The 12,086-nt window shown below is 40.4% G+C and carries 16 protein-coding genes; 4 read left to right on the top strand and 12 right to left on the bottom strand.

Annotated features, from left to right (window positions below; translation table 11 throughout):
- Positions 1-7: 7 nt before the first annotated feature.
- The 3 genes from CSV63_RS09485 to CSV63_RS09480 form a co-directional block, all read right to left on the bottom strand.
- Positions 8-337 (bottom strand): VOC family protein, encoded by a 330-nt coding sequence (locus CSV63_RS09485; protein WP_158233943.1) that lies wholly within the window; start codon positions 335-337, stop codon positions 8-10.
- Entirely contained in the window at positions 307-534 is a 228-nt protein-coding gene (locus tag CSV63_RS16350; protein ID WP_143565392.1) for a hypothetical protein, read from the bottom strand. Before CSV63_RS16350 ends, CSV63_RS09485 begins: the two co-directional genes overlap by 31 nt.
- Positions 535-626: 92 nt before the next feature.
- Positions 627-890 carry a VOC family protein gene (locus CSV63_RS09480; protein ID WP_099695605.1) on the bottom strand — a complete coding sequence of 88 codons (264 nt, stop codon included), beginning with the start codon at positions 888-890 and terminating at the stop codon, positions 627-629.
- Between the two features lie 132 nt (positions 891-1,022).
- On the opposite strand from CSV63_RS09480, the gene CSV63_RS09475 reads away from it, so the two are divergent.
- From CSV63_RS09475 to CSV63_RS17010, 4 genes are all read left to right on the top strand, one after another.
- Complete coding sequence (locus CSV63_RS09475) at positions 1,023-1,244, top strand: helix-turn-helix domain-containing protein (RefSeq protein WP_099636353.1); 222 nt, start codon at positions 1,023-1,025, stop codon at positions 1,242-1,244.
- A gap of 236 nt (positions 1,245-1,480) precedes the next feature.
- On the top strand, positions 1,481-1,636 hold the full coding sequence (locus CSV63_RS17020; RefSeq protein ID WP_143565324.1) for an IS3 family transposase: 156 nt from the start codon (positions 1,481-1,483) through the stop codon (positions 1,634-1,636).
- An 18-nt stretch (positions 1,637-1,654) separates the two neighbouring features.
- A complete protein-coding gene (locus CSV63_RS17015) occupies positions 1,655-1,864 on the top strand; it encodes a DDE-type integrase/transposase/recombinase (RefSeq protein WP_099636402.1) in 210 nt (69 codons plus the stop codon).
- Positions 1,865-1,972: 108 nt separating this feature from the next.
- Positions 1,973-2,188 (top strand): integrase core domain-containing protein, encoded by a 216-nt coding sequence (locus tag CSV63_RS17010; protein WP_369823594.1) that lies wholly within the window; start codon positions 1,973-1,975, stop codon positions 2,186-2,188.
- Between the two features lie 250 nt (positions 2,189-2,438).
- Here CSV63_RS17010 and CSV63_RS09455 read toward each other — a convergent pair whose 3' ends face one another.
- The 9 genes from CSV63_RS09455 to CSV63_RS09415 all read right to left on the bottom strand — a co-directional run bounded on the left by CSV63_RS09455 (position 2,439) and on the right by CSV63_RS09415 (position 12,071).
- Complete coding sequence (locus CSV63_RS09455) at positions 2,439-3,149, bottom strand: ABC transporter ATP-binding protein (RefSeq protein ID WP_099636356.1); 711 nt, start codon at positions 3,147-3,149, stop codon at positions 2,439-2,441.
- A complete protein-coding gene (locus CSV63_RS09450) occupies positions 3,142-3,897 on the bottom strand; it encodes an ABC transporter ATP-binding protein (protein ID WP_099636357.1) in 756 nt (251 codons plus the stop codon). The genes CSV63_RS09455 and CSV63_RS09450 overlap by 8 nt, the downstream gene beginning before the upstream one ends.
- Positions 3,866-4,861, bottom strand: a complete 996-nt coding sequence (locus CSV63_RS09445; RefSeq protein ID WP_099636358.1) for a branched-chain amino acid ABC transporter permease — start codon at positions 4,859-4,861, stop codon at positions 3,866-3,868. Before CSV63_RS09445 ends, CSV63_RS09450 begins: the two co-directional genes overlap by 32 nt.
- On the bottom strand, positions 4,858-5,784 hold the full coding sequence (locus tag CSV63_RS09440) for a branched-chain amino acid ABC transporter permease (RefSeq protein ID WP_369823827.1): 927 nt from the start codon (positions 5,782-5,784) through the stop codon (positions 4,858-4,860). The genes CSV63_RS09445 and CSV63_RS09440 overlap by 4 nt, the downstream gene beginning before the upstream one ends.
- Positions 5,785-5,787: 3 nt before the next feature.
- Positions 5,788-7,008, bottom strand: a complete 1,221-nt coding sequence (locus CSV63_RS09435) for an ABC transporter substrate-binding protein (RefSeq protein ID WP_099636360.1) — start codon at positions 7,006-7,008, stop codon at positions 5,788-5,790.
- A gap of 102 nt (positions 7,009-7,110) precedes the next feature.
- Positions 7,111-7,557 carry an SRPBCC family protein gene (locus CSV63_RS09430; RefSeq protein WP_099636361.1) on the bottom strand — a complete coding sequence of 149 codons (447 nt, stop codon included), beginning with the start codon at positions 7,555-7,557 and terminating at the stop codon, positions 7,111-7,113.
- Between the two features lie 354 nt (positions 7,558-7,911).
- Positions 7,912-8,553, bottom strand: coding sequence for a nucleotidyltransferase family protein (locus CSV63_RS09425; protein ID WP_099636362.1), 642 nt, complete (start codon positions 8,551-8,553; stop codon positions 7,912-7,914).
- A complete protein-coding gene (locus CSV63_RS09420; protein WP_099636363.1) occupies positions 8,553-9,659 on the bottom strand; it encodes an XdhC family protein in 1,107 nt (368 codons plus the stop codon). Before CSV63_RS09420 ends, CSV63_RS09425 begins: the two co-directional genes overlap by 1 nt.
- Before the next feature lie 54 nt (positions 9,660-9,713).
- Positions 9,714-12,071, bottom strand: coding sequence for a xanthine dehydrogenase family protein molybdopterin-binding subunit (locus tag CSV63_RS09415; RefSeq protein WP_158233160.1), 2,358 nt, complete (start codon positions 12,069-12,071; stop codon positions 9,714-9,716).
- Positions 12,072-12,086: the final 15 nt, after the last annotated feature.

Here is a 12,086-nt window from a genome sequence, read left to right as displayed (position 1 = left end):
AGGCATATCAGCTATGCCCATTCCAATACTCTCCTTGTTGAATAACGTCATAGCCCTTTTCTTGACAATCAGATAACCTTTCCTGCAGATTGTCCAATTCCAAAGAAATATGGTGGACCCCTTCTCCGTGTTTCTCCAGATGATCCTTCCAAACATTTGGACTTTCTCCTGGTTGGATGAGCTCTACTTCAATCGTAGGCGTTTTAAAAGCAGTGAATACCACATCCGCTTCTGTCGCTTCTCCTTTATACGTTACTTGGGTCAAAGCCCGAGCCCAAAACTTGATTTTTGGGGGAATATCCAAATTCAGCAATTCCCCGAAGCTAGCAGCAGACACACCACTATCTTCCACCACAAATGCAATTTGCGTGAAAGTCCGTGCGCAAACAATGGCTCAGCAATAAGCTCCCCGACTTTTTTAAGCTGAGGTGTATCTCTTTCAAGAAGTTCAAATACGGTTTTCAGCGAAGCTTCTGTACCTAAATAGGCATAGCTCCCCCTGTTCACAGAAGTGAATTCACCTGATTGCAGCAATGGATAACCTCTTTTTCCAGAGGTTCGAGACAAAGAGCGATTTTGTCAACAACAAAGGCAAGGTGATGGATTCCTTCTCCACTTTCATACAATTAATCTCTCATCGTACTTGGCTCATCATTTACTTCCATCAATTCAAACTGGACCGACGGTGTATCGATGAGAACAAGTTTGCTCTGCGTATCTGATGGTTTTCCTTTATAAAACACTTGCGACCGATCATGAGCTCCCGTCAAAAACCAATCAGGTTGTGAGATGCCAAGAAGCTTACTAAACGAGGAGATCGCTTGGTCTATATCGTTTACAACGAAAGCAATTTGTTCTATCGAGTTGGTTCCGAGCATCCCTTTAATCAAAATTTAAACCTACTTATAAAACAGCTTACTGGTGAGTACTGCTTTTTGGGCTAACCTAAATTTTTGAGACAATATAAAACACCTTCGAAGTGGTACACTTGAAAAAAGTACTTACAATGGAGGTGTTTTTGCTTGGGCAAAAACGTATATTCAAGTGAAGTCAAATGGGCAGTTGTCAAAGATAAATTAAGTGGTGAATTAATTACCAAGGAAATTATGGAGATGTATGGAGTCAAGAATAAATCCCAGATTGAAACCTGGATGAGAAGGTATCGTGCAAACGAAATCTATCGTTTTGATTCACCGATAGGTAAACAGTATACCTTTGGTCATGGACCAGAACTTTCGAGTTAAGCAGACAAGCTAGAACAACAGTTGTCCCATTTGAAAATGGAGAATGAGATTCTAAAAAAGTACATGGAGATCGAAAGGAGATCGAGAAAGAAATAGTTCTTTTGATTGTAGAAAACCTAAAAAAGAAGTATACGATTACAGCTATTTTATCCGGATTAGGAGTACCACGGGCTAACTATTATAGGTGGCGTCTAGAAGTAGCCAGTAAGTCACTTTCAGTGGAAGAGGAAGCCATTATGGAATTTTGTAAACACACGAAGTATCGAAATGGACAGAGAAAAATCAAAGCCCTTCTAAAGCAGGAATACAATATAGAATTGAATCGCAGTACTGTTCAACGCCTTATGCAAAAGCATAATTTACAGTGTCGTATCAAGCCTAAACGAAACTAGAAATCTCAAGGGGAAAGTATCATAATTGCCCCCGATCTCCTTAAATGTAATTTCATAGCTAGTGAACCTAACCAGAAATGGGTAACTGATATCACATATATCCAGTATGGTAGTACAACAAAATATCTTTCAACCATTATAGATTTATACAACAACGAAATTATGGCTTACAAATTATACGACCATCAACAGATACCACTCGTAATTGACACGTTACAGGAGGCATAGGCTGCTCGAAACTATCCCGAAGGAGTGATTGTACATTCGGATCAAGGAAGTGTGTACACGTCATACGCATACCAGGCTTGTATCAAGAGTAACGACCTAATCAGCAGCATGTCACGTCGGGGGAACTGTTGGGACAATGCGGTGATTGAATCATTTCATTCAAGTCTAAAGTCTGAGGAATTTCAATACGTTAAATTTAACTCACTACAAAATCAAGATGTAGTTGTACGATTAATCGCCTACTTGAATTATTTTAATAAAGAACGTATCCAAGAAAAATTAGGCTACCTGACACCGGTAAAGTATGGTGTCGTAGCAGCCTAATTAAGGTGTTTTATAGATGTCTCAAATCGCTATGTCAGTCTATTTAGCTTCTTTTCTATGACCGGTGCTTTATCGCGATCCTCAAAATGGGTGGTGTCAATCGACACGGTATCATCCCGGATAAATACTTCCGAGATGGTAGCCTTAATCTCTTCAAATTTGCAGAAGACTCCCATCTCCCTAGGAGACGAGTGTTTACGGATTTGTTTTCCTGTTCAGCAAATGTTACAAATTTTGCAGGTGTGATTGATTAAACGCCTAAGTACTTTTGTAACACTTCTTTATTTTGCAATAAGGCGTCTGGCGCTCCTTCCCACACTATAATTCCTTTATTCATAACAAGAACACGATCCGCAACATCACAAGCCAGTTTTAAGTTTTGTTCAACTACTAAAATAGACAGTCCTGTTTTTTTTAAATCATTAATAATATCGGTAATTTGATCGATAATAACTGGTGCCAGTCCTTCAGATGGTTCGTCCATCAGAACAAATACCGGATTCGTCACTAATGCACGCCCGATTGCTAACATTTGCTGTTGTCCACCAGATAATTCATTTCCCATATTTTGTTCATACTTTTTTAATACCGGAAATAATTCGTATACTTCATCAATCGTCCAATATTTGAGACCTTCTTTTTTATGTTTTGACGGACGACTAGGCATTATTAAATTTTCCTTTATTGTTAAAGATTGAAAAACCCGTTTCCCTTGTGGAACAAGTGCAAGATGTTCCTTTGAAATATGATGGGGTGAAAGCTTGCTAATTTCCTTTCCATTAAAATGGACATTCCCCTTCTTAGCAGGGGTTAGCCCAGCTATCGTATGAATAGTCGTTGTTTTCCCTGCACCGTTTCTTCCTAGCAAGGCAACACACTCACCCTCTTGAACATAAAGTTCAACACCTTGTAAAATGTGGCTATGCCCGTAAAACGTATGGATATCTTTCAGACTAAGCATGAGTACGAGCACCTCCCCCAAAATAAATCTCCTGAATCATTTTATCGCCACGAATCTCTTCTGGTTTACCGGACATGATCGTTTCGCCATGATGGAGCACTGTAATCTTATTAGCAGTACTAAAGACTACGTCCATATCATGTTCAATCATTATGATCGATACGGACCGCGGAATCTTTTTAATTAATTCGATTGTCGATGCTGTTTCCGATGGAGACATTCCCGAAGTGGGCTCATCTAGCAGAAGTATTTTTGGGTTAGAACAAAGCGATAAAATAATTTCCAACACACGCTGTTCCCCGTAGGATAACTCGTTCACTTTCTTATCTGTCCGATCTGCCATTCCCCATTCTTTTAAAAATGCATCAGTTTCTTCCAACACATCCTCATACAACATTAAAGGTTTAAACGCTTTCATCGAATATTTCTTTGTTGACAATAGAGCCAAATACACGTTATTTGTGACAGTTAGGTTAACAAAAAGGTTGTTTTTCTGAAAAGTCCTTCCGATTCCAAGGTCTACCCGTTTATATGAAGGCATCATATGAATAGCTCGGTCTTCTAGTATGACTTCTCCAGTGTCCAACGGAATTGTTCCATAAATACAATTGACGAACGTCGTTTTTCCCGCTCCATTCGGACCAATAATTACATGTCTATCACCAGCCGATAATTCTAGGGATGCGCCACGTAACACATGGTTTGCTTTAAATGATTTATTCAGTGCCTTTATTTTTAGCAAGCTCATTTAATGACACTCCCTTCGATTTGGCTACATTTAATTTGTAAGATGATACTTTTCCAATTAAAAGTTGAATGAGATGTAAGGCTCCCCCACGATTAAAAAGAACCAATGCAATGAAAATCAATCCCATTATCAGCGACCAGCGATCTGTCATTGTACTGACATAGTTCTGAAGAAAAATATAAATACCCGCCCCTAAAACCGGGCCAAATAAAGTACCCATTCCTCCGATATAAACCATAATTATAACCGTTGCAGCCATGTGAACTCCGAATAAATCTGGACTGGCAAATTGCGTTTTAAAAGCATACAAGCCACCGGCCAATCCAGCAAAGCCGCCTGCAACAATATAGGCAATCACTTTATAGTTACGGACGTTATACCCTAGTGCTATCATCCTGTTCTCATTTTCCATGACGCCTTGTAATCCTGTTCCTAATGGAGAATTTACGAATAGACGTAACAAAAGATAAGAAAGTATAAAGAATCCACCAATTAAATAGAACAAACTGAGTGGTGAAGTTAACTCTACAAACCCAAGATTTGGCTTAATTGAAGTTCCTAAGCCATCCGCACCGCCCCAATAGCCAGATTGGCTGAAAATCAAGTAAAGCATTTGGGTAAACGCAAAAGTTAACATTAAGAAAAATATTCCTTTACTTCGAATTGCAATCAAGCCAGTCACAAAAGCGAAGGCACATGCAATTAGTATAGCGACAAGCAATAGAACATAAATACTTGAAACCATCTGACTCAATACGACCACAGTATAAGCTCCAAGACCAAAAAATGCGCTATGGCCAAGTGAGTGTAATCCCCCAAAGCCCATAATAAGACCAAGACTCATTGCAAAGATCCCCATAATTAGTACCTCTGTTATCATGTACACCAGGAATGGTGACATCAGGAATGGCAGGACAAAGACTGCTGCAACTAACAAGAAGATAGTTAATATTGTACTTTTCATGCCTCCACCTCTCCAAATAGTCCGGATGGTTTTATGACCAACACAATGACCATAATTCCGAAAATAATGAGCATTGAAACGCTAGGAATATAAATTTTTCCGAAAGCATCTATAATGCCAATTAAAACCGCGCCGATGAAAGCTCCTTTCCAACTTCCAAGACCACCGATTAAGACAATAATAAGGGCATTGATCAGAATTTCAAATTCCATCAATGGATACATACCTAAAATTGGGCCTCCAAGCACACCACCAAGCGCTGCGAGTCCTGCTCCGAAAATAAATACAGCTGAAAAAATGACTTTGATATTAAATCCTAGCGCCCCGACCATCTCCATGTCATCTACTCCTGCACGCACTATCATGCCAACATGTGTCTTATTCTCAAAGAACCATAAGAGAGCTGCAAAAAAAACTCCCATCAAAATGACAAATAATCTATATGCCGGAAATTGACTTTCACCTACTTGTATCGTCGCACTCAATAAATCAGGTACAGGTATAGATAAGAAGTTTCCTCCCCAAATCCAGAGCGTTATATCACCGATTACAAAGATGAGTCCAACTGTTAGTAAAATTTGTGCAGTCTCATTTCCGTGTATTCGGGAAATTAATAAACGTTCAATAATTAGTCCAAGAACCATAACAATTACCGTTGCTAATATTAATGCCAACCAGAAATTGAACCCATTATGAACAAATGCATAGGCTATGTAAGAGCCTAATAAGTAAAACGAACCGTGAGCCAAATTGATTACTCTCATCAATCCAAATACAATGGATAACCCACTTGCCATCAAGAATAATAACATTCCATATGTCAAACCTGACAAAGTGTTAATGATAAAGAAGTCCATTCCTTCCCCCCCATTCGACTTTAAAATCGAACTAGCCGAGCATCGATATTCTTCAGTCGTATTCATCCGTTAATACTCTTTGTAATTGGTAGCCTCTTTTGGCATTTGTATTTTTTCATATGTTTTTATTAGTTCAAATGAGATGGTATCATTTTCTTTCTTGCCTTCAATGACATACATGTTTTGTATCGGATTGTTCGTAAAAGGATCAATTTCAATCGGGCCTCGTGGACTGTCAATTGAAATCCCTTCTTCTAGGACTTTTACAATTTGATCAACTTCCACACTACCCGCCTTTTTGATTGCTTCTACAATCAATTGTGCCGAATCATAGCCATTCACCGCGTAATTATCCGGTTCTTTTCCATACTTTTCTCTAAACTTTTCAACGAATTCATTGTTCACTGCATTATCCAATTCAGGGAAATAGTTTGTAATCATTTGGCCACCCACTACAGCATCTGCTACAGCCTTAATTGTAGATGGTGCATTCAACATAGCTGAACCTTCTATGAGCTGGTACTTATCTCTCAAACCAAAGTCATTGTATTGCTGGACGAACCTTGGTCCATCAGCCCCCGGAATAAACATAAAAACCGAATCGGGTTTTATTTCATTGATTTGCGTCAAATAAGAAGAAAAATCACTTGTCCCAACTGGCGCCCAAATTATTTTCTCTATATTGCCTCCATGTTCTTCAAAGTTCGCGATGAAATCCGTCGCAATTTCGTGCCCCGCTACATAATCCGATGAAACAACGACTGTTGATTTACCGACTTCTTCAGCGGCAAATTTCCCCGCAGTGGAAGCATATTGCCAAGCTGAAAAACTTGTTCTCCATACGTAGTCACTTCTGTTGTCCCATGACAATGTATTGCCAGTACCAACTACATTAATCATTGGAACACTCTTTTCTGCATCTACTTTATCCCTTAACGCTGCCGCAATACTTCCGATTGTTCCACCGCCGATAATATCCACATTCTGCTTTAATGTTAACTGCTCGTACTTCCTCAAAGCTGCTTGGGGATCTCCTGCGTCATCCTCAAAGATCAGCTGGACTTTTTTTCCGTCAATTACCTCATTTTCTTCAAAATAAAGTTCAATGCCATCCTTAATGCCTTCACCCATGAACGCGAAGTTCCCAGTTAATGAGAGTATAAAGCCTAATTTCACCTCGTCACTATCTGACCCTTTTTCAGCTCCTTCTGTACTTCCTCCATTACACGCAACTAAAAAAATACTAATTAAAGAAACAATTCCAAACAAGAATATGTTTTTCTTATTCATCTGCTAAAGTCCCCCTTTTGTGGAAATCAATCACTCTACATTCATCGTTAGATCTTCTCGTTTCTTATATTCTTAAACTAACGTATTGAAATAACTAGAAACTCACACTTTATTCTTAATTTGTTTTTTTATGTCAGAGAAAAACTTAGCTGCCATATATTTAGCAATTCCACTGAGAACACGGCTTCCTACACCGGCAATTAAACCGCCTACTTCCGCATCACATTGCCATTTTAAAACGACGCCACTGGGAGATAAATCTTCAATTTTACAATCCATTTTAGCTTTCACATGACCTGGTCCACCGCTTCCTTCGGCTTCTAAAGTATAATGAACGGGTTCTTGCACGTTGTTGATGACGATATGTCCTATATATTTTCCTTTAACAGCTGCCACACCAAGATTCATGACCACTTCATAATCATCATCGCCTAGCAAATTCAATTCCTCACAACCAGGGATAACATTTTTCAAAATTTCGGGATCATGAAGTATCTCCCATAATTCCTGTTTTGACAAATCAAATTTTGCTTCTCCTGCTATTTGCATTTGTAATCTCCTCCTAATTTTCTATAACCTTTGCTTTGTAGTCAGAACGTTTGCGTATGGTTTGAAATCGCTTTCATTCCAAACAACTGAATGATGAATATAAAATGCGAATCAACCTTACGTTGTTTTATATACAAAACATTTTTTCTTTAATCTATAAATAGATATTACACTTTTCTGAATATATTGTCAACATGAAAATTTTCAACTTTCCTTTGAATCAACTATTTTCCGCTAGCCTATCGGTACTAAAATCCTAGGGACTTGTAGAAACGGAATGATATGCGTTATTGGATTGGTGTTTACGTCAAAAAGAGACGACTTACGTTCAAGTTCCTCTGAACTGTCGTCTCTTTAAAAACTGGTCGAATCATTCCCACTGTCATACCATTCACTATCCAGATGATTGAGTAAGCGCAAATAGTCGGAAGGTGTGTCTACATCGGGAATTGCTTCCCTATTCATTTCAGCATAATATACCGATTGTCTGAACTGTGCGATGACCGATTTTCCTCCTTCATCCCCGCTGATCCTAAATAAATAAGGAAACATCTCCTTTTGGAACAAAACTGGATGCCCTTTACACTCTTGATAGGTTGCTTGGACAATCGGATAATTTGGATGGCATAGGTGAGCTTTGATAATTGTATTGATTTCCTTAGTGGACATGAGTGGTTGGTCGCTTAATAGAAAGACGACCGACTTCGCTTCATCACGCACTGCCTGTAATCCTGCCTTGATGGAAGATGACATCCCTTCATTTACACAATCATTGAGAATCACTTTACTAACCCCTTCTACGTCCGCTTCCGCAGCCAAGTTCTCAATAAGTGGATTCACTACGACAATTAAACCATCTATCTGTGACTTCAGTGCTTGACCAATTATCCGTCTTACCAACGATTCTCCTTGATAAGGGAGCAGCATTTTTGGTTTCCCCATTCTTGAAGAGAATCCGGCTGCTAAGATGATAGCCCATACGCCATTGTTCACCATTAGATTAGAAGCTCCTTCTTTTCACACGAAATGAACTTCCCTTCAAGTGTCGTCAGCTTGTTTCCAGATCCTCCCCGATAAACAGCAATTAATTCGGAAATAATGCTAAGGGCAATCTCTTCGGGGGTTTCCGCCCCAATATCCAATCCAATCGGACTGTGAATTTTATAACTGTTCGAATGACTTGCCAAATATAAACCTTTCGCCAACTCATCTGTCCTTCTTCTTGGTCCTAAAAGCCCGATATATGCCGCCTCGGAATTTACGACATCTTTTAAAACGATTTGATCTTGTAAAAAGTGATGCGACATAATGACGACATATGTGTTGCCATCCAGCTCAAAGTTAGGAGTGCTCCCAGGTGGATAACGAACTACAGTATCCGCTTCAGGGAAATTTCCGCTGTTTGCAAAAGCCGGTCGATGATCCAACACTATCACATTCCATTTCATCTTTTTCGCCAATTGCACTAAGGGAACAGCATCTGGTCCTCCTCCGAATATCGCAAGAGTAGGTGCAGGATAGATAACATCATAAAATAATTGGAAAGTTCCTTTGCCAGCAATATGGATGACTGAAGCAGCTGAGGAACCTTTGTTCTCTAAGTAGTCATGAATTATTTCTTTGAATGGAACGGAATCAAAATCCAATGTATCCGGATCTATCAACCATTTTCTACCGACATAACTATTATCCTCTGCGTCCGTAACCGTAATGCCGTGCAATATTTTAGACTTCCCTCTTTCAAACCATTTCTGAATCCGTTCCGCTTGCACTACATCCTTTTCAGGTCTATATGGTTCAAGAAACACATCCATTTTCCCGTTGCATCCTACCCCAAGACCCCAGATTAAATCTCCTTCGTCTTGAAAATCATAATGAACAATTTTCGGTTTTCCCTTGTCTATTACTTCATTGGCGATCATTTGCAAATCACCTTCTACACAACCTCCACTTACAATTCCAGTCAACTTTCCATCTGCCGCAATGAAGCATTTGGCGCCCGTTTTTTGATAAGTGGATCCTTCGGTAGAAATGATTGTGCCAAGCACACCATCTAACCCCAACTTTTTACAGCGCATTATTTCCTCATAAATTTTTCCCATCCCATTCACCTCAGAAACTCGTATTTAAAAACTCTCTGCCTACACCATACATTTTCACACTCTCTCCGCTTCCTTAATCAATTCCCGGAGGTACCCCGGACTGACTGGGACTTTGGTGATTTCAATAGAAAGCGGTGTCAGCGCATCGACTACTGCATTTGCAATAGCGGCAGGCGGAGAAATGGCGCCACCTTCTCCAACGCCTTTAATACCCATCGGATTTCTTGTTGATGGGTATTCTTGGTGCACCATCTTTACTGTCGGAACTTCCATAGACGTAGGGATCAAATAATCCATATAAGAACCTGTCAACACTTGACCGTTTTTATCATGGACAACTTCTTCGTATAAAGCTGAGCCGATTCCTTGTGCAATCCCCCCTTGAACCTGGCCTTCAACAATCATTGGATTAATGACTGTACCACAATCATGGACAACACTATAATCTTGGATATCCACAAACCCGGTTTCCTTATCTACTTCCACTTGGGCTACATGGATTGAGGAAGCAAAGGTCACGGTCGGAGGCACAAAGTAATGAAGCACTTGCAATCCTGGTTCCATCCCTTCAGGCAATTTAGAACTTTTGCTTGGTCTTGCAGCATTTGCTATGTCAACAAACGTCAATTTCATTTCGGGATTATCATGCGCATAAATGGTACCATTTTCAATATTGAGCATTTCAACTTCGTTATCCAGTAACATGCCAGCGATTTCAAGTACTTTCCTTTGCAATTTTTGCGAAGCCTCATGAATTGCGGATCCCGCATTGACAGCACTTCTACTCGCGTATGTTCCTGCGCCTATCGGTAAAACACCCGTGTCCCCCACGACCACTGTCACTTGGTCTGGCGTTACGCCCAGATCATCTGCACAAATTTGTGAAAATACGGTTTCATGTCCTTGTCCTTGGGGAGAAGAGCCCAAATGTGCTGTCACATGTCCTGTAAGGTCAATTTTAACGAGCGCACTCTCAAACGGTCCAGATCCCGTACCTTCAATGAAAGAAGAAATCCCGATCCCGACATATTTACCCGCTTCCTTTAGTTGCTGTTGTTTCTTTCGGAATCCTTTGTAGTTTGTGGCTTCCAAAACTTTGTCCAATGCATCCGGGTAGTTACCGCTATCATAGATGAGCTGGGCACCATCTTTCACTAAGATGCCTTGGTCATAAGGCATTTCCTCTGCTTGGATCATATTCTTTTTCATAACGTCCACTGGATCCATCGCTAAATTTCGCGCGATCATATCGATAACCCGATCCATGACAAACGTAGCTTCGGGTCTTCCAGCGCCGCGAAACGGAACATTCGGTGTTTTATTCGTCAGGATGACACGACATTTGGATTGATAACTCGGAATTTTATACATACCCCGCAAATGATAGGCTGTATTATAGGCACATGTTAGGGCAAAATAGTTCACAGCCCCACTATCCACGATAAAATCATCTTTTATGCCAGTAATTGTCCCATCCTTTTTATAAGAGACTTCAACGTCATGGATTTGATCCCGTGATTGTCGGGCAGCCGCCAAATGTTCAATGCGATCCTCAATCCATCTTACCGGTCGTCCTAGCATTCTGGACAAGTAAGGAATTAGTATTTCTTCGGGATGTACGCCACCTTTCGGACCGAATCCGCCACCGACTTCAGGCGCCGTCACATGGATGCTCTCCTCCGGTATTTCCAGAAGGGAAGCTATCGTGGAACGGACTTCATAGGGCAGTTGTGTGGAAGACCATACACGAAATTTCCCCGTAACTGCATCGTAATTGGCTAGCACACCTCTGGTCTCCATTGGATTGGAGGAAAGGCGTGGCGTTCTTAACCTTTTCTTCAAGACATAGTCCGCTTCTTCAATTGCTTTGTCCACATCGCCTACTTGAACAAGGAAGTGGGATTGGATGTTACTTTCCATATGCTCCTGTATAATTGGCGCATCTCCCTTTTCCGCTTCAAATGGATTTACCAGTGCCTCTAGTGGTTCGTATTCGACTTTTAGTAAAGCTAAGGCGTCTTCTGCAATGTATCGGTTCTTGGCTACAACGACTGCAACGGGTTGTCCGGCATACGTCACTTTTCTCTTCGCGAGAACGTCTTCAAAATTGTAATTGATGACAGGATCAATTTCTTCGATAAGGTTGGGGGGAAGTATGCAATGGGAGTCAAATTGCTTAAGCGGTTTAATTTCCCCTTCAATATCATTGCTCGTGATAACCGCATAGACGCCCTCCAAAGATTTTGCTGCGTCTGTCTCTATGCCTTTTATGCGGGCATGGCCGTAAGTGCTTCTTAAAAATGCAGCTTCCAGCATATTTTCCATACGTAAATCTGCAACGAATTTGCCTGTACCTGTTAGTAGTCGTAAATCTTCTTTCCGCTTCACACTTTGTCCTACAAACTTTGACATTACTCTCATCCTCCC

Origin of the sequence: Sporosarcina sp. P34 (assembly GCF_002743375.1) — a bacterium.
In the GTDB taxonomy this organism is placed as follows: domain Bacteria; phylum Bacillota; class Bacilli; order Bacillales_A; family Planococcaceae; genus Sporosarcina.
Note: the sequence above shows the minus strand (reverse complement) of the source record. Positions and strands in the feature narration are given on the sequence as shown.